Source organism: Micromonospora sp. WMMA1998 (assembly GCF_027497375.1).
Lineage (GTDB): Bacteria > Actinomycetota > Actinomycetes > Mycobacteriales > Micromonosporaceae > Micromonospora > Micromonospora sediminicola.
Map to the genome: position 1 here is coordinate 357004 of NZ_CP114911.1, position 17083 is coordinate 374086.

At 74.8% G+C, this 17083-nt stretch carries 16 protein-coding genes and 1 pseudogene; 8 read left to right on the forward strand and 9 right to left on the reverse strand.

Going from position 1 to position 17083, the window contains the following annotated elements; translation table 11 throughout:
• Positions 1-2: 2 nt before the first annotated feature.
• From O7600_RS01765 to O7600_RS01775, 3 genes and pseudogenes are all read right to left on the reverse strand, one after another.
• Positions 3-1694, reverse strand: coding sequence for a glycosyltransferase family 2 protein (locus O7600_RS01765; RefSeq protein ID WP_281591967.1), 1692 nt, complete (start codon positions 1692-1694; stop codon positions 3-5).
• A 169-nt stretch (positions 1695-1863) separates the two neighbouring features.
• Positions 1864-2511 carry a C39 family peptidase gene (locus tag O7600_RS01770; protein WP_281591968.1) on the reverse strand — a complete coding sequence of 216 codons (648 nt, stop codon included), beginning with the start codon at positions 2509-2511 and terminating at the stop codon, positions 1864-1866.
• 933 nt (positions 2512-3444) lie between these two features.
• Positions 3445-4580 (reverse strand): annotated as a pseudogene (locus tag O7600_RS01775) (MFS transporter).
• A 192-nt stretch (positions 4581-4772) separates the two neighbouring features.
• On the opposite strand from O7600_RS01775, the gene O7600_RS01780 reads away from it, so the two are divergent.
• Positions 4773-5300: a GNAT family protein gene (locus O7600_RS01780; protein WP_281591969.1), complete on the forward strand. Its 528-nt coding sequence runs from the start codon at positions 4773-4775 to the stop codon at positions 5298-5300.
• A gap of 28 nt (positions 5301-5328) precedes the next feature.
• On the opposite strand, the gene O7600_RS01785 is transcribed toward O7600_RS01780, so the two are convergent.
• Positions 5329-6771 (reverse strand): M20/M25/M40 family metallo-hydrolase, encoded by a 1443-nt coding sequence (locus O7600_RS01785; RefSeq protein WP_281591970.1) that lies wholly within the window; start codon positions 6769-6771, stop codon positions 5329-5331.
• Positions 6772-6871: 100 nt separating this feature from the next.
• On the opposite strand from O7600_RS01785, the gene O7600_RS01790 reads away from it, so the two are divergent.
• Entirely contained in the window at positions 6872-8170 is a 1299-nt protein-coding gene (locus tag O7600_RS01790; RefSeq protein WP_091575457.1) for an NAD(P)/FAD-dependent oxidoreductase, read from the forward strand.
• Positions 8171-8180: 10 nt separating this feature from the next.
• On the opposite strand, the gene O7600_RS01795 is transcribed toward O7600_RS01790, so the two are convergent.
• The 3 genes from O7600_RS01795 to O7600_RS01805 form a co-directional block, all read right to left on the reverse strand.
• Positions 8181-9290: an AI-2E family transporter gene (locus tag O7600_RS01795; RefSeq protein ID WP_281591971.1), complete on the reverse strand. Its 1110-nt coding sequence runs from the start codon at positions 9288-9290 to the stop codon at positions 8181-8183.
• A gap of 40 nt (positions 9291-9330) precedes the next feature.
• Complete coding sequence (locus O7600_RS01800) at positions 9331-10116, reverse strand: fused MFS/spermidine synthase (RefSeq protein ID WP_281591972.1); 786 nt, start codon at positions 10114-10116, stop codon at positions 9331-9333.
• 96 nt (positions 10117-10212) lie between these two features.
• On the reverse strand, positions 10213-11184 hold the full coding sequence (locus O7600_RS01805) for a DUF2267 domain-containing protein (RefSeq protein ID WP_281591973.1): 972 nt from the start codon (positions 11182-11184) through the stop codon (positions 10213-10215).
• Between the two features lie 184 nt (positions 11185-11368).
• Between O7600_RS01805 and O7600_RS01810 the strand changes: the two genes are divergently transcribed.
• On the forward strand, positions 11369-11680 hold the full coding sequence (locus O7600_RS01810) for a hypothetical protein (protein ID WP_091575449.1): 312 nt from the start codon (positions 11369-11371) through the stop codon (positions 11678-11680).
• 70 nt (positions 11681-11750) lie between these two features.
• On the opposite strand, the gene O7600_RS01815 is transcribed toward O7600_RS01810, so the two are convergent.
• A complete protein-coding gene (locus O7600_RS01815) occupies positions 11751-12098 on the reverse strand; it encodes an STAS domain-containing protein (protein ID WP_281591974.1) in 348 nt (115 codons plus the stop codon).
• Between the two features lie 43 nt (positions 12099-12141).
• On the reverse strand, positions 12142-12486 hold the full coding sequence (locus O7600_RS01820; protein ID WP_281591975.1) for an STAS domain-containing protein: 345 nt from the start codon (positions 12484-12486) through the stop codon (positions 12142-12144).
• Positions 12487-12746: 260 nt separating this feature from the next.
• On the opposite strand from O7600_RS01820, the gene O7600_RS01825 reads away from it, so the two are divergent.
• The 5 genes from O7600_RS01825 to O7600_RS01845 all read left to right on the forward strand — a co-directional run bounded on the left by O7600_RS01825 (position 12747) and on the right by O7600_RS01845 (position 17078).
• The gene (locus O7600_RS01825) at positions 12747-14510 is read left to right on the forward strand and encodes a PP2C family protein-serine/threonine phosphatase (protein WP_281591976.1); all 1764 of its coding nucleotides are present in this window, start codon (positions 12747-12749) and stop codon (positions 14508-14510) included.
• The gene (locus O7600_RS01830) at positions 14507-15556 is read left to right on the forward strand and encodes a cobalamin-dependent protein (RefSeq protein ID WP_281591977.1); all 1050 of its coding nucleotides are present in this window, start codon (positions 14507-14509) and stop codon (positions 15554-15556) included. The genes O7600_RS01825 and O7600_RS01830 overlap by 4 nt, the downstream gene beginning before the upstream one ends.
• A 76-nt stretch (positions 15557-15632) precedes the next feature.
• On the forward strand, positions 15633-15980 hold the full coding sequence (locus O7600_RS01835; protein ID WP_281591978.1) for an STAS domain-containing protein: 348 nt from the start codon (positions 15633-15635) through the stop codon (positions 15978-15980).
• A 70-nt stretch (positions 15981-16050) separates the two neighbouring features.
• Entirely contained in the window at positions 16051-16497 is a 447-nt protein-coding gene (locus O7600_RS01840) for a response regulator (RefSeq protein WP_281591979.1), read from the forward strand.
• 116 nt (positions 16498-16613) lie between these two features.
• Complete coding sequence (locus O7600_RS01845; RefSeq protein ID WP_281591980.1) at positions 16614-17078, forward strand: ATPase; 465 nt, start codon at positions 16614-16616, stop codon at positions 17076-17078.
• Positions 17079-17083: the final 5 nt, after the last annotated feature.

Genomic DNA, 17083 nt, shown 5'->3' on the forward strand with positions numbered 1-17083 from the left:
GCTCAGGAGGTGACGGTCACCCGGCCGACCTGCGCCGGCCCCGGCTCGGCGTGGTTGCCGCTGCGCTCGACCACCGCCCGGGGCGCGGCCGGGGCCGTCGTCGGGGCCGGCGTCGCCGGGCCGGTCGGTCGTCGCTGCCACCGCCGCCGGAGCCGCCCGACCACCTGACCCACCGTCACCGGCACCACCGACAGGACGAGCTGGCCGTTGCGCGGGTCGACGGTTGCGGCCACCCCGTACAGCCGGGCGCCGTGGCGCAGCATCCGGGGCCGGCCGGCGGCGAGCCGGGGCGCGCGTACCGGCGCGGAGCCACGGCCGTGACCGCCGTTCACCTCGGTCCGCACCGGGTGGCGCTGGCCGCTGGCCGCGCCGACCGCGAGGAGCCGGTCGACCGGGAAGTCGGTGCGCACGGTCCGACCGCTCGGGTCGGTCGCGTCCAGCCGGGTGGCGCCGGCGACCGGCCCGGCGGCCAGCCGGACCGGCCCGGCCGCCGTCGCGAAACCGGGGTACGGGCTGCGCGCGGTCACCGTCAGGGTGTGCCCGTCGACCCAGCTCACCTCGACCGTGTCCAGCCGGGCCAGCCAGTCCGCGCGCACGTCGGTGACGTCGGTCCAGGCCGCCGGCGCGCCCGGGTAGCCGGCGTGCCAGCGGCCCTCGGCCACCACCGTCTCCGGTACGCCCCGGGTGGCGTCCTGCTCGATGACGGCCAGCAGGTCGTCCACCCCGCCGGCGGTGACCGCGCCCAGGCGCAGCCGCGCCTCGATGTCCAGCCGGGCCCGCACCCCGTCGGTGACGTGCCGCTCGACCAGCCGGCGCACGCTCGCGTGCACCCGTTCCTGGGTGGCCCGGTCCAGCCGGCGGAAGTCGTCGCCGACCAGGTTGGCCAGCTCCAGCCCGGCGTGGCGGCGCAGCACCGCGTCCCGGCGCGGGCCGGCGGGGATCAGGTCGGCGACGAACGCGAACAACCGCTCGACGCTGACCAGACGCTGCTCCACCCGGCTGTGGTAGGTGATGTTGCGGGCGTCCAGCCGGCGCACCGCGTGGTAGTAGTCGTAGTCGGCCAGCACCGAGATCCGTCGGGCGTGGTAGCAGGCCGCCAACGTGAACGGCTGGTCGCTGAGGACCGGCATGTCCTCCGGGAAGCGGAGCCCGAGCCGGTCGACGAGGTCGCGGCGGAACAGCTTGGTGTTCGCCAGCGACCACGGCAGCTCCGAGTCGAACAGGCTCACGTCGACCGCGTTGCCGTCGGCGAACACGTCGGAGAAGACGTGCCGCCCGTTGACCCCGACCACCTTGCCGAGCACCACGTCGGAGCCGTACCGGTCGGCGGCGGCGACCAGCCGTTCCAGCGCCTCCGGTCCGAGCCGGTCGTCGGAGCCGAGGAAGAAGACGTACCGGCCGGTGGCCAGGTCCAGGCCGCGGTTGCAGGGGGCGGCCGGACCACCGGAGTTGGCCTGGTGGACCACCCGCACGACGCCGGGGTGCCGCGCGGCGAACCGGTCGAGCAGCCGTCCGCTGCCGTCGGTGGACCCGTCGTCCACCGCCACGATCTCCATCCGCTCCGGCCCGATGGTCTGCCGCAGCAGCGAGTCGAGGCAGGCACGCAGGTAGCGCAGGGTGTTGTAGACCGGCACGACGACGCTCACGTCGGGGCGGGTCGTCGGTGGGCGGTCGGTCGCCGACTCGGCTGCCACTGCTGCTCCTTCGCGGGGTCGGCCGGGTGGTGCGGCGCGACCCAGCGTGGTGGAGCGACCCGTCCGGGTGACGACACCGACATGACGGCGAGGTGACCGACAGGCAGCCGTTGGATATGCGCAAGGGCCCGACCCCGTGGTGGGGTCGGGCCCTTGTCGGTGGTGTGGGTCAGCTGGTGCTGTAGCCGCGGGTGGCGATCCAGTCGGCGAGGTTGTCCACGCTCATCCGGTAGGTAGCCATGGTGGGGTCGGCGCTGTCGGCGATGGTGACGGTGGTGCCGTTGTCGCGGTAGCCGATGACGCTGATGTAGTGGCCGCCTTCGAAGGAGTGGGTGGTGCCGTCGGTGTCGGTGGCGGTGCCGGCGATGTTGGCCACGACGGCGCGGCCGTCGTCGACGGTGCGCACGATGTCGGCGCGCAGGGTGTCGGTCTGCTTGTCGTCGGCCTTACGGTCCTTGATTTCGACGGAGTGGTAGGTCTTGCCGGTTTCCTTGTTCAGCACGGGGGTGATGTCGTTGATGCTGTTGGTGCCTGCTTCGGTGGTGCCCATCTCGCGGGCCATGGCGTGGACGTCGATGTTCTTGCCCAGGACGCTGATGGCGTTGCGGGCGGCGGCGGGGCCGCAGTAGTAGAAGTTGGGCTGGGCTTCGTAGCGCACGTCGAGTTCCCGCTCGCCGTGGCCGCTCTTGCGGTCGGCCACCACGGCCTTCTCGGCCGGGGCGGCGTGGGCGGCGATGGCGGGGCCGGCGATGCCACCGGCGGTCGCGGCGATACCGGCAGCGGTCAGCACGGTGGTGCGCAGCAGGGTGGTAGCCATGATGGTGCCTCCCGAAGGGGGTGGGGGGACACGGCACGGGGGCGCCGTGAAGAGGGGGAAAGTCTGAAAGTCCGGCGGCCCGGGGGGCCTGCGCGGGGCCTGCGCGGCGGCGGCCGGGGGGCCTGCACGGCGCGGCTCAGGGGGATGTAACCACCGGCGGGGGCCGGTCATTCCCAGCGGGCCTGCCGGGGCCGGGGTGTGTAACCACCGGTGGCGGCCGATCCACTCCGACCGGGCAGCCTGGCCGGCTCGACGGTCGGGGCGGCGCGCGGTCTACCCGGTACAACGCCTGACCCCCGGCACCGATTCCACGCTCACGGTGGCGCCGACCACCGCCGAACCGGACACACGGCTCATGACGCGCAGCCGCCGCGCACCACGGCTCGCCGAACCGGACATCAGGGGTCACATCGCCGACTACGACCTCCGCGCCGATGCCGGCATCTGGTCGACGGTCGGGAGATCTTGGTAGGAAACGGCCCTCATCGGGGCACTTTCCTACCAAGATCTCGAGGCGTCCCCGATGGTGATTCTAAGGCGAGTAGCTCGCCCCCCCCGGCCGGCGGACACCACCGACGGGGCGTCTGGTGATCCCGCACGGGCCGGGGTGCCCTGTCGTCACGGCGCCTTTCGAGCTGATGCCGTCAACGACTCACGCTCTCGTCGCGGGCGCGTGCGGCCCTCCGAGTCGTTTCTGATATCAGCTCGACAGGAGTTGCGGGGGTGAGGCTGCGGGAACGCGGGCTGTGCCCGATCCATCCTCCTGGGTGCGGTGGCGGGCGGCGCGCTGATCAGCCATGGGCGTCCTGCCCGGGGTGCGACGCGTACCGACCGACGGGCCTGCGGGCGGCACCGTCCAGGCGGACCTGCACCGGGCCGAGGCGGCGGCATCGGGAAGGCACGGACGCCACCACCTCGGCGCACCGGAGTGGATCAGGACGGCGGACGGCCCGGACCGGGCGCAGCGGTGGTTGCCGTGTCCGCGAGTCGGGGCCACGCCCACGCGGTGAGCCCGGCCAGCAGGGCCGCCGCCAGCCAGAGCGGTGTCAGGACACTCCCGGTGGCCGCGGCGAGCAGACCGCCGGCGACGGTGCCGAGCGCCGCGCCACCCAGGTCCGCGAGGGCGTAGGCGCCGTTGACCCGGCCCCGCAGCCGATCCGGCACCAGCCGCTGGCGGAGCGACACCACCAGGACGCCCCAGAGCCATGGCGTGTGCGCCCCAGATGGCCAGGGCCGCCCCGGCGACCAGCGGCTCCCGGGTGGTGCCCAGCACGACCTGGAGTCCGACCTCGACCAGCAGCCCCGCCCGCAGCAGGGCGGCCGTGCCGAATCTCGTCGAGGCCGAGCCGGTCGCGGGCGTACAGCACGAACGCGGCGAACGCCGCGCAGAAGGCCACGTTCATCACCGCGATGCACGCGGCCAGCGTGCGCAGCACCGGTGTCGCCCACAGCGCACGCAGTCCCTCCCCGATCTCCGCCCGCAGCGACCGGCGGGCCGCCGCCGGGAGCGCCGGTTGCGCCGGGCCGAGCGGGCGCCGGGGGTGCATGGCCAGCAGGAGTGCCGCCAGCCCGAAGGTGGCCGCGTCGACGCCGAACGGCAGGGCCGCGGCGCCCACGAACAGGTACGCCCCGAGCGGCTTGGCCAGGAACTGGTTGCCGACGACGAAGGTGGCGGAGAGCCGGCTGTTCGCCTGTTCCAGCCGCTCGGGCGGCACGACCGACGGCAGCAACGCGCCGGCGGCGGTGTCCACGAGCGTCTCCCCGACGCCGGCGAGGAAGAAGGCCAGGCAGATCTGCGGCACCGTGGCAGTGCCGGTGAGCACCGCCGCGGCCAGCGCGGCCAGGATCGCGGCCCGACCGGCGTTCACCACGGCGATCAGCCGGCGGCGATCGAGGCGGTCCACGACGGCGCCGCTGACCAGCGCGAACAGCAACCAGGGCAGTTGTGGGGCGAGCGTCGCGGCGGCGACGGCGGTGGGGTCGGGGGCGATCGAGGCGACCAGCAGCGGCGCGGCCACCAGGGTGATCCCGTCGCCCAGGTTGGAGACCGCCGAGGCGGCCCAGACCAGGTGGAAGTCGCGGCCGAGTCGGCCGGGGTCAGGACACCGCGCGACCCGGGGGCGAAGCGGGAACCAGCACCGTGCCGAGTGGAGCAGTCCTCATGATCGACCTCCCGTCGTCGCGGACCACGGTAGGGGAAACCGAGGCGGCCGGCGACCCCGCCCGAGGCGAGGGCGAGCCGGTGGCCGAGAGTGGGCACCGTGAGATACCTGCGCAGCGACGGGCGCGTCGCGATCCGCCGTCCCCGCCCCGGTGACGAGACGGAGTTCGTCGCCGCCGCCCGGCGCAGCCGGGACCTGCACCACCCGTGGTTGTCGGCGCCGGACGACGCCGAGCGGTACGCGGCGTACCTGCGCAAGATCAGGGGGCGGGGCAGCGACGGGTTCGTGTTCTGCGACCGGGGCACCGGGGAGATCGCCGGGTACGCGACCATCAGCGGCATCGTGCTCGGCGCGCTGCGCGGCGGCTACCTCGGTTACGCCGCCTTCCGCCCGTACGCGGGCACCGGCCACGCCACGGCCGGGGTGCGGCTGGTGATCGCCCACGCGTTCGGCCCGCTCGGACTGCACCGGCTGGAGGCCAACATCCAACCCGGCAACGAGCCGTCGAAGCGGCTGGCCCGCCGGCTGGGCTTCCGGCTGGAGGGCTTCTCCCCGGACTACCTGTTCATCGACGGCGCCTGGCGGGACCACGAACGCTGGGCGATCACCGCCCCGGCGCCGGGCTGAGCCACCCGGCGCCGGCGGCGGCGCGGGGTCAGCTGCCCGGCTTCGGGAACGCCACCGGGCTGCGGTGGCCGGCCCGGTCGACCGCCCGCACACCGAAGAACACGTTGTCCTTGGACAGGTCGACCGTCACCTCGGTGACGTCGCCGACCGGCAGCGCCCGCTGCCACTCGGCGGCGGTGGTCTCCCGCCACACCACCTCGTAGCCGGCCAGGTCCGGCTCGGGTCCGCGCTGCCAGCGCAGCGTGGTGTCGTTCGTCAGGTTCGTGGTCACCACGATCACGCCCTTCGGCGTGCCCGGCCCCTGGGCCAGCGACCACAGCGTCGCGGCGTTCACCCGGGCCACCCGGGCGATGTAGTCGAAGTCGCAGAACTCGGGCAGGTCGCCGTACTGCACGCCGTCGACCACCCGGACGTCCTGGTGCTGGTGGGCGAAGTCCTCGGCGGGCTCGGTGAACCGGCCGGCGGGCCAACCCTCGCGCAGGAACGAGATGTGGTCGCTGCCGCGCAGGTAGCGGTCCCGCCGGTAGACCACCCGGATCCCCATCCCGGTGGCGGCGTTGTCCGCCACGTCGCTGACGAACCGGGCCAGCTGCCGCGACGGGGAGTCGTTCTCGCCGCCGACGGACTGCCGCACGCTCGCCTCGGCCGGGGTCTCGGCGGTCGGCACGCCCTCGGCGAAGAGCCGGACGGTACGCGGGTCGCGGGTGCCGTCGTCGGCGGTGCTGCTGCCCACGATGTCGTTGCTGAACATGCCCTGCACGTCCACGCCCGCCGCCTTCAGCCGGCCGGCCAGGTACGCCGAGCCGTACAGCCCCTGCTCCTCGCCGGCCACGGCGGCGAGCACGACGGTGGCCTCGCTGCGCCGGGTGGCCAGCACCCGGGCCAGCTCCATGACCACGGCAACGCCGGAGGCGTCGTCGTCGGCGCCCGGCGCGTCGCTGACCGCGTCCATCACGTCCGTGGCGCGGGAGTCGTAGTGGCCGGTGATCACGTACACCCGCTCCGGCGTGACGTCGCCGCGCAGCGTCGCCACCACGTTGGTGATCGTGGTCGCGGTCGGGATCCGGGACGCCGGTTCCTGCACGTAGGACTGGAGTTCGACGGTCATCCGGCCGCCGGAGGCGGCGGCGTACCCGGACAGTTGGGCGTGGATCCAGTCGCGGGCGGCGCCGATGCCGCGTACCGGATCGGTCTGGCTGGAGAGGGTGTGCCGGGTGCCGAACGCGGCGAGCCGGCGGACGGTGGCCTCGATCCGGTGCCTGTCGATCTCGCGCAGCAGCGCGGTCAGCTCGCGGTCCGGGCGCTGCGGCCGGGTCGGACGGCCCGGGCCGGGCACCGCCCCGGCGGCGGCCGCCGGGGCGGTGGTGAGCGGGGTGGCGACGGCGGCGGCGGTGGCCGCGGCGGAGGCGGTGAGGAAGGTACGCCGGCTCGACCTCGTGGGTCGACCCCCGGCGGTCTGGTGGTTTCCCATCAGGGCATCCTCGCGCCGATCACGACAATTGTCCATATCGTTGTTCGTGGATGGGTCATCGCCACGTTTGTCGCAGGTCTGCCCGGGAACGGCAGCAGACATGACGAAACCACGTGTGGTGATCGTGGGGGCCGGGTTCGCCGGGTACCACGCGGCCAAGACGTTGCGCCGACTGGCCCGCGACCGGGCCGAGATCGTCCTGCTGAACACGACCGACTACTTCCTCTACCTGCCGCTGCTGCCCGAGGTCGCGGCCGGCGTGGTCGAGCCGACCCGGATCTCCGTGCCGCTGGCCGGCACGCTCGACGGCGTCCGGGTGGTGGTCGGCGAGGCCGACCGGGTGGACCTGCAGAACCGCTGGGTCGGCTACCGCTCCGCCGAGGGCGACCACGGCCAGCTCGCGTACGACCGGCTGATCCTCTCCGTGGGCAGCGTCAACAAGCTGCTGCCCATCCCCGGGGTCACCGAGTACGCGCACGGCTTCCGCGGCCTGCCCGAGGCGCTCTACCTGCACGACCACGTGGTCCGGCAGGTCGAGCTGGCCGAGCTGACCGACGACCCGGCCGAGCAGCGCGCCCGCACCACGTTCGTCGTGGTCGGCGCCGGTTACACCGGCACCGAGGTCGCCGCGCACGGACAGCTGTTCACCGACCGGCTGCTGGCCCAGCGCCCGCACCTGAAGGTCCGCCCGCGCTGGATGCTGCTGGACGTCGCCCCCCGCGTGCTGCCCGAGCTGGACCGGCGGATGTCCGTCACCGCCGACCGGGTGCTGCGCAAGCGCGGCGTGGACGTGCGGATGGGCACCTCGGTCGCCGAGGCCACCCCGGACGGGGTGATGCTCACCGACGGCGAGTACGTCCCGACCTGCAGCCTCATCTGGTGCGTCGGCGTACGCCCCGACCCGTTCGTGGCCGAGCTGGGACTGCGTACCGAGAAGGGCCGGCTGGTGGTCGACGAGTACCTCAACGTCCCCGGCTACCCGGAGGTGTTCGCCTGCGGCGACGCCGCCGCCGTGCCCGACCCGACCCGGCCCGGGCAGGTGTGCGCGATGACCGCGCAGCACGCCCAGCGGCAGGGCAAGCTGGCCGCGCACAACATCGCCGCCTCGTACGGGCAGGGCGCCCGCAAGTCCTACAAGCACCACGACCTGGGTTGGGTGGTGGACCTGGGCGGCAAGGACGCGGCGGCGAACCCGCTGCACGTGCCGCTGTCCGGGCTGCCGGCCAAGGCGGTCACCCGCGGCTACCACCTGCTGGCGATGCCGGGCAACCGTCCCCGGGTCGCCGCGGACTGGGCGCTCGACGCGACGCTGCCCCGGCCCGCCGTGCAGCTCGGCCTGGTACCGGCCAACGCGGTACCGCTGGAGAGCGAGTCGCCCGAACTGGTCCGGCGGCGCTGACCGCCCCGCCTCACCCACCGGCCGGCGGCCGGTCCCGCGTGCCGGGACCCGGTCCGCCGGCCGGGCCGCCCCCGGCGGCCGGCACGGGCAGGGCCTGCCGACCGGCCGGGACGAACTCCCGCAGCAGCACCTGGACGACACCGGCCGCCGGGATCGCCAGCAGCGCCCCGACCAGACCGGCCAGCTCGGCGGCGAGCAACAGGCTGACCAGCACGGTCAACGGGTTCAGCCGGACCGCGCGGGCCATGATGACCGGTTGCAGCAGGTGGTTCTCCACCTGCTGGTAGACCACGAAGAACACCAGCACGACCACGCCGGCGGTGGGGGAGTGCAGGAACCCCGCGCCGGCCGCGACGATCGCGCCCACCGTCGCGCCGACCAGCGGGATCAGGTCGACCACGGCGACCACCAGGGCGATCACCGCGGCGAACGGCACGCCGAGGAGGAAGAGCACGACGAACGTCAGACCCCCGCAGATCACGCTGATCAGCAGGTTGCCGCTCAGGTAGCCGGTGACGATCCGGGACGTGTCGCGGCCGATGCGCCGCAACCGCTCCGCCGCCCCGTCGCCGACCAGGCGCAGCGTCGCCGCCACGATCTTCGGGGCCTCCAGCACCATCAGGTACGCCAGCACCACGACCGTGACCACGGCGGCGACGGCCTGGGCCACGCCCCGGACCAGGCCGACGGTCGGCTCGCCGAGCCGGTCGCCGTAGCGGCGCAGCTGGCCCGGTTCGGCGTACCGGAGCAGGTGGAGACGCTCCAGCAGCCGGCCGACCGGCCCCCGCCCGGCCTGGGCCTCGCGCACCAGGTCCGGCGCCCGGTCGGCGAACCGGCCCACCTCGTCCACCAGCGGCACCACGATCAGCGTGCCCAGCGCGGCGAGCAGCACGAACGTGGCCAGGAACACCAGCAGCGTGGCCACGGCCCGGCGGCGTACCCGGCGCTGGAGTCGATCCACCAGCGGCTTGAGCGCGACCGCGAGGAACGCCGCGACCAGACCCCAGACGAGCACCCGGCGGGTGGCCCAGACCAGTCCCAGCCCGACCACGGTGGCGAGCACCAGGCCGATCACGATCAGCGTCCGGCGGGCGGTCGAGCGGTCGTCGGCGGCGCTCATCCGGCGCGGCTACCCGCCGTGCCGGTGCGAAAACCCCCGCTCAGCGGAGGTGGGCGTCGGTGACCGGCAGCGCGCCGCCGGCGAACGCGTCCAGCGCCGTCCCGTGCAGCATCGTGCCCGGCACCGGGTCACCGGCGACCCGGGAGGCGAGGCGGCGCACCGGCAGCCGGCCCGGGCGCAGCGCGCCGGCCAGCACCACGTTGCCGTAGCGCCGGCCCCGCAGCATCCGCCGGTCGGTGAGCAGGCAGACGTCGGCGAAGACCGCGCGCAGCGTGGCCACCTGCGCCCGGGTGTGCGCCAGCGGCGGCAGGTCGGTCAGGTTCACCAGATAGAGGCCGTCCGGGCGGAGCAGCCGCGCCACCTCGGCGACGAACTCGACGGCCGCCACGTGCGGCGGCATGACCGCGGCGCGGTAGACGTCGGCCACCACCACGTCGTACGCCCCGGCGGGCGCGTCGCCGAGCGCGTCCCGGGCGTCGCCGAGCGCGACGACCACCTCCGGTGGTACCCGGGGCAGCTTCCGGCGGACCAGGTCGACCACGCCGGGATCGCGCTCGATGACCCGCTGCGGCGAGCCCGGGCGGGTGGCGGCCAGCCAGCGCGGCAGCGTCAGCGCGCCGCCGCCCAGGTGCAGGGCGCGAAGTGGCTGACCGGACGGTGCGGCCAGGTCGATCACGGCGGCGATCCGCCGCACGTACTCGAAGTGCAGGTGCCGCGCGTCGGCCACGTCCACGTAGGACTGCTCGACCCCGTCGGCGAGCAGCGTACGGCCGGTGGGCCGGGCCGGGTCCACGACGATCTCCAGGGTCTCGGCGGCGCGTTCCACGGCGGGACACGGTACCGGGCGGCGGCCCGGCCCGGACGGACGGATACCGAGCGGGGCCCCGCCGCTACCGGAAGCGGCGGGGACCCTCCTCGCACCTCAGCCGGCGGCCATCCCGGCCCCGGCCTCGTCGACCGCGTCGTCGACCCGGTGGGCCAGGTCCACGTCCGCGGCCGTCACGCCGTCGACCTGCTGGGTCCGGACCGTGAGCACGGCGCTGTCCGGGTCGGGCCGGCCGATCTGCGGACCCCGCCCGACCTCGACCTTGAGCTGGTCCAGCCGGTCGAGGACCCGGTCCAGGTTGCCACCGGGCAACTCGATCGTGCGAACCAAGGACCGCTGGTCGCTGGACCAGTAGGGCAGCGAGGCGAGCGCGTCCCGCAGCTCCGGTTCGGTCAGCGGAGCGGTGGCGGACGACGCCCCCACCAGGCCGCCGCCGTAGTCGGCCGGCGCGAGCAGGTCACGCAACCCGTCCGGTACGCGCAGCGACTCGACCAGCTCGGCGTCGGCGTCGGAGATCGCGGCCAGCGTCGCCTCCGCCTGGTACCGCGCCTGCTCCGGGGTGAGCCGGCTGCGCCGTCCCACCTCGGCCAGGAAGCCCGGCAGGTCCTGACGCCGCTCGATGCCGTCCACCGGCACCACGTCGTGCAGCTTCACCGGCACCGCCGCGAGCAGCCGCTCCCGTTCGGCCTCGCCGAGCGCCCACGCCAGCGCGAGCACGGTGGCCTCGGCGGCGATCTTCGCCTCGGCGAAGTCCACCCCGGCCCGGCGGCTCACGTCGTCGACGAGATCCCGGTACCCGAGCGACGCCGCACGCGGCGGCTGCGGGTCCGGCAGCGGGCGGGGACGTTCCGCCACCCCGACCGGCGGCGGCGCGGGTCCGCCGCGCGTGCTGTCCGGCTTGTGCCGGCCGGCCGGCGGCGGGCCGGACCGCTCGTGCTGGTCCAGCGAGGTGACCTGCTTGGACGCGCTCAGGCTGGCGCCGGTCTGGCTCGCGCTGCGGCCCTGCTCCCGGGCCTGCCGGGCCAGGGCCCGACGGCGCTGGTTGTCGCCCTCCATCTGCTTGCGCATCGTCGCACCTCGTTCCTGGTCGGTTGCGCTTGCGCCGGTGGCCTTCCCGGCGCTGCCGGGAAGCTAACGGGCGCCGACCTCCGGGGCCGCTTCACTCGCTGCGGGTGAGGGGCGCTCACCCGGTGCGGATCCAGGATCGAGGTGGACCGGACAACTTCCGACGCACGCGGAAGGGCAGGTCGTCATGAAGCGGATCGTGGAGATCGTCCCCGCTCGTCCCGGCTGGTACGCCCGCTGGCGGATCGGCCCGGACCTGACCCGGTGCTACCCGGTGACCCTCTGGGCCCTGCTGGAGAGCAACGACGGCAGCGGCCGCGAGGTGGTCGGCGTCGACTGCGTCGGGCAGTGGCCCGGCGCGGACGACGACGAGGCCGGGGACTTCGTCCGTTACCTGTTCCAGACGCCCGATTCCGGCGCGCCGGAGGACGTCGAGCCCCCGGTCATGGGGGAGTCACGCGAGAGCGGGCCGCGTCTGCAGGCCACGCCCGCCGCCTGAGCCATCCTCCCGGCCCCCGGCCCCTGGTCCCAGGGTCGGGGGCCACCCCTCCCCGCCGGACCGGTCGCGCTCAGCCCGCCTCGCGGGCGTCGCGGACCACCGCGCGGGGCGGAGCGGCCAGCAGCTCGGCCAGGCCGGTGCGGTCCAGCAGCTGCCGGACCTGCGGGTTCAACTGGAGCAGGCGAACCGCGCCGGTGCCGGCTCGGTGGATCACCACCAGCGCGCTCAGGCCGGACGAGTCGCACAGCACCACGCCGGCGAAGTCGAGCTCCAGCTCCTGGTGGCCGTCGCGGCGCAGCTCGGCGGCGGCCTCGACGAGCTCGGGCGCGGTGTCGAAGTCCAGCTCGCCGGCGAGCCGCAGCCGGGCGGTCCCGGCGTCGAGCCGGTCCACCTCGATGGTCAACAGCTGAGCGGGCACGGCTCCATGTTCCCAGTCCGGGGTGGGCGGGAAACCCGCGGGGTCACGCCGAGGCGGTCGAGCCGGACGCCGGCTGCCCCTGACGGCCGTCGGCCGGCGGGCGCTGCAGCAGGCCGGTGACCCCGGTCATGTCGAGGATCGTCTCCAGGAAGCGGGGGACCGCGCGGAGCTCGATGGCGGTGCCCGCGTGCTGCCCCTCGCGCCAGGCGTGCACGATCACGGAGAGGCCGGTGCTGTCCAGGAAGAGCAGATCGCCGAAGTCCAGCACGAGGGCCCGGGGACGCTCGGCGAGCAGCCGGTCGATCTCGGCCCGCAGCGGCGCCGCGGTGGCGTACGCCAGGTCACCGCCGACGCGGACGACCGGGACGGACGGGTCGGAACGGTCCACGGAGATGCTCAGCGGTGTCGCCTCGGGCTTTCTCCGGTGAGGAACCACATCACGCCTTTCCGCGGGCTGCCGGTCGGGCAGAAACATTCGGATCGTAACAACCCCGCAACCGGCCCGCTCGGCGCCGCGTGCGCCCGGCCGGGGCCACGGCGTCAGGTGGCGGTTGCGGCATACCGGCGTAGGGTGGGGCGAGGAGATTTGACCACAGGGACCCGTTTCGGTGTCCCGCGGGTGTCGACGAGGAGAGTGGGGCTCAGCTGGTGACTGCTGCCGACGTCAGGGGTTCCGACCCGGGCGACGGACGGATCTCCACGTCGAGTGCCGCACGGCCCCCGGCGTGGTCCGCCGCCGCTCCGGACACGGCCGCCCTGCCGCCGCTGTCGCCCGACCGTGGCCTCACCGTCCCGGACTGGTCCGAGGTGGTGGAACACTTCCGCGAGGGCCTCGTCGTCTGTGCCGCCGACGGGGTGGTCCGACACGTCAGCCCGGTCGCGGAGCGTCTCGTCCCGGAGGTCGTGCCCGGCGAGGTGCTGGCCGCCACCGGCGTGGCGGCGTTGGGTGGCGACGTTCCCGCCGAGATCACCCACCACGGGCGTCGGCTGCGACTGCGTCCCGTCGCGCTCTCCCACGCCCGGCGCTGCTGGTACGTCGAGGACGTCACCGAGAGCGTCAGCCGGGCCGACGCGTTGCTCGCCGAGCGGGCCCGTTCGTCGTTCCTCGCCGTGGTCGGCGAGAAGCTCGGCAATCCGCTGCACCCCGACCGCGCCGCGGCCGCCGTGGTGCGGCTGGCCGTGCCGACGCTGGCCGACGCGGCGGTGCTGGTGCTGGCGCCTCGGTCCGGCCGGGCCCGCTGGTGGCGGGCGGTACGCGCCGACCAGGAAGCCACCCCCGCCGTGGACAGCGGCGTGCTGCCGGCGCCGGCCCTGCCCGCGGCGATCGAGGCCGGTCTCGCCGGCACCGAGCCGCACGCGCTGGACTGGCTGGTCGAGCAGGCCGCCGAGGCGGGTTGGCTGCCCGGCCTCGACGTGCCCGGCGCCAGCGCGCGGGTGGTGCCCCTGCCGGGTCGGGAGGCTCCGGCCGGTGTCCTGCTGGTGGCCCGCCGGGCCAGCCGCTGGTACGACGACGCCGACGTCGACCTGGTGCGCGCGTTCGCCGCGCGGGCCGGCGCGGCGCTGACCACCGCCATGCTCTACCGCGACCAGGCCGAGGTCGCCGACACGTTGCAGGCCAGCCTGCTGCCGGTCGAGCCGGCGGCGGCCGCCGGCGTGCAGTGGGGCACCGCCTACCGGCCGGCGCAGGCCGGTCTGCGGATCGGCGGGGATTTCTACGGCTCGCACCGGCTGGCCGACGGCGGCTCGGTCTTCTTCCTCGGCGACGTGTCCGGCAAGGGCGTGGAGGCGGCGGTGTTCACCGGCCAGCTCCGCCAGTGCCTGCAGGCGTTGCACCGGGTCGAGACACAGCCGGGTCGGTTGCTGAAGCTGCTCAACGACGCGTTGTTGGAGACCACCCAGGCGCACGGGCAGGGCCGCTTCGCCACCATGGTGCTCGGCGTGGCCCGCCCGCACCGCGACGGCGGCCTGACCCTGACGCTGGCCGGCGGCGGGCACCTGCCGCCGCTGGTGCTGCGGGAGTCCGGCGAGGTCGAGGTGGTGCCGTTGAGCGGCATGCTGATCGGCGTGGTGCCGGACCCGCGGATCGGCGAGGTCACCGTGCACCTGGCGCCCGGCGAGACCTGCCTGCTCTACAGCGACGGGGTGACCGAGGCGCGGGGCGGGCGACGCGGCGACGACCAGTTCGGCGCCGACCGGCTGGTCCACGCGGTGACCGGATGCCACCGGATGCCCGCGCCGGCGCTGGCCGAGCGGGTCGAGCAGGTGACCTGCGACTGGTTGGCTCACGGCGACCACGACGACATCGCGGTGCTCGCGCTGCGGGCGACCGGTCCGACCGGCCGCGCGTCCCGCCACCTGCACTCGGTGCCGGGTCCGACCGAAGCCGACCGAGCGAGGGAGCCCTCCGCGTGACCGCGACGACCGCCGCCGACCCGGCGCAGGCCTTTCCCGGCTATCTGGAGTGCCTGGCCGAGGCCGACGAGCAGGCCGCCGTGGCGGTGGCCCGGTGCCTGCTCGAGGCGGGTGTGCCGGCCGAGCGGGTGCTGCTCGATCTGGTGGCCCCGGCCCAGGCCGAGGTGGGGGAGCGCTGGGCGCGCAACGAGTGGAGCGTCGCCCAGGAGCACGCCGCCACCCACATCAGCGAGCGGGTGGTGGCCGCGGTGGCCGCGTACGCCGATCCCCGCCCGACCCGCGGCCGGATCGTGGTGGCCTGCATGGACGGTGAGTGGCATGCGCTGCCGGCCCGGTTGGTGGCCGAGGTGCTGCGGTTGCGCGGCTGGCAGGTGGTGTTCCTCGGGGCCAGCGTGCCGGCCGCACATCTGGTCTCCTACCTGCACCGGTACGACGCCGAGGCGGTGGCTCTGGCCTGCGCGCTGCCGATGCGGCTGCCGCACGCGCACCGGATGATCGAGGCGTGTCGTCGCGCCGACGTGCCGGTGGTGGTGGGCGGTCGCGGCTTCGGCGCGGACGGTCGCTGGGCGCGGTCGCTCGGCGTGGCCTGGGCGCCGGACGCCCCGGCCGCCGCCGACCTGGTCGCCGACGACCGGGCGCTGCGGGCGGTGCCGGCCGCACGGTTGGACCACCTCGCCGACGACGAGTACGCCAGTCTGGTCAAGCGGCGCGGTGAGCTGATCGACAGCGCCCTGGCCGACCTGCGGGAGCGGGTGCCGGCGGTGGCCGACTACACGCCGGCGCAGCTCGACTCGACCGTCGGGGACCTCGGTTACATCGTCGACTTCCTGGCCGCCGCGCTCTACGTCGACGACGGCACCCTGTTCGGCGAGTTCGTCGAGTGGCTGGTGACGATCCTGGTCAGCCGGGGTGTGCCCGCCGCCGCCGTGGGTCTCACCCTGGACCACTACGGACACGAGCTGCGCGACTTCCCCCGGGCGGCCGGCTTCCTGGAGCGGGGACGCGCCCTGGTCGGCGGGCTCTCGACCACGGGCGCGGGGCGCTGATCGGCGCGCGGCCGCGTCACCCGTATACTTGCTGCACTGCAAGGGTTAGCCTGCGGTAGGAGCGAGAGGGGCCACGGTGACGTTCACCGTCACGTACGCCCGGCGGGACGAGGGCGGCGTCCGCCTCCGGCTCGCCGGCGAGCTCGATCTGAGCACCGCCCCGGAGCTGAACACCGCGATCGACCGGCTGGTCGCCGAGGGCCGTCGTGAACTGCTGGTGGACCTCAGCGAGCTGACGTTCTGCGACTCGACCGGCATCGCGGCCTTCGTCCGGGGGGACAACCTCGTCGCCGCCGACGGCGGCTGGTTGCGCCTCACCGGGGCCACCGGACGGGTCGCCCGGGTGCTCCAGGTGACCGGCGTGGCCGAGGTGCTGCGCCACGACCTCGAGCCCGCCGACCCGACGGCGTCGACCGGCTCCTGATCGGATAGATTTCCCCGCCAGCGGCCGGCCCCGCGGTCGGCCCCCTCCCCGAGACGAAGCAGGTAGCGCCATGGGTCAGCCCCGCCCGAATCCCGTCCGCATCCTGGTGGTCGACGACGACCCGGGCGACGTCCTGATGATCGAGGAGGCGCTGGAGGAGTCCGACGTCGAGAAGGTCATCGACGTGGTCGCGGACGGCCAGGAGGCGATGGAGTTCCTCCGGCGGGAGGGCCGCCACGTCGAGGCGCAGCGGCCGGACGTCATCCTGCTCGACCTGAACATGCCCCGGATGGACGGGCGGCAGGTGCTCGGCGAGGTCAAGCGGGACGAGAACCTGCGGACCATTCCGATCGTGGTGCTGACCACCTCCAACGCCGACACCGACGTGGTCAGCAGCTACACCCTGCAGGCCAACGCGTACGTGACGAAGCCGATCGACCTGGACGACTTCAACGACGTGGTGCGCCGGATCGACGAGTTCTTCGGCCGGGTGGTCGTGCTCCCGAAGCACCAGTAGCGGCCGCGAAGTCCGGGCGTCCGGATGCTGAACATTTTCCGCGAACCGCCTCCGGGCTCGCCCGCGGCGCAGGATCGTGCAGGTGGGACGCACGGCGGCTGCCCGGGGGGCGACAGATGAGGTTCTCGGTGGTGGAGAGCGGCTACGACCGACGCCAGGTGGACGCCTGCCTGGACGAGCTGGCCCTGCGGCTGGGGCGACTGGCGGCCCGCACGGAGGGTGTCGCCGGGGTCGGCCGGGAGTGGGACCAGATCCGGCTGGACGCGCTGCACCTCGGTGAGTTCCTCAGGCGGCGGACCGCGCCCGACGCCGCGGCGACGCCCGGCCCGACCGCCGTCGAGCGGGAGGCCGCCGACCTGCTGGCCCGCGCCCGCGCCGAGCTGGAGGACGCCCGCCAGGAGGCCCGCCGGGTGCGGGAGGAGGCGTACGCCGAGGCCGTGCGGGCGCGCCGCGAGTTCGAGGCCGCGTTGCTGGCCCGACGCCGCCGTGCGGCGCGGATCGAGGAGCTCCTCACCGGTGACCGGGTCCCCGCCGACACCCCCACCGCCGCCGCCGGCGTGCCCGGGCGGTCCCCCGCCTGACGCCG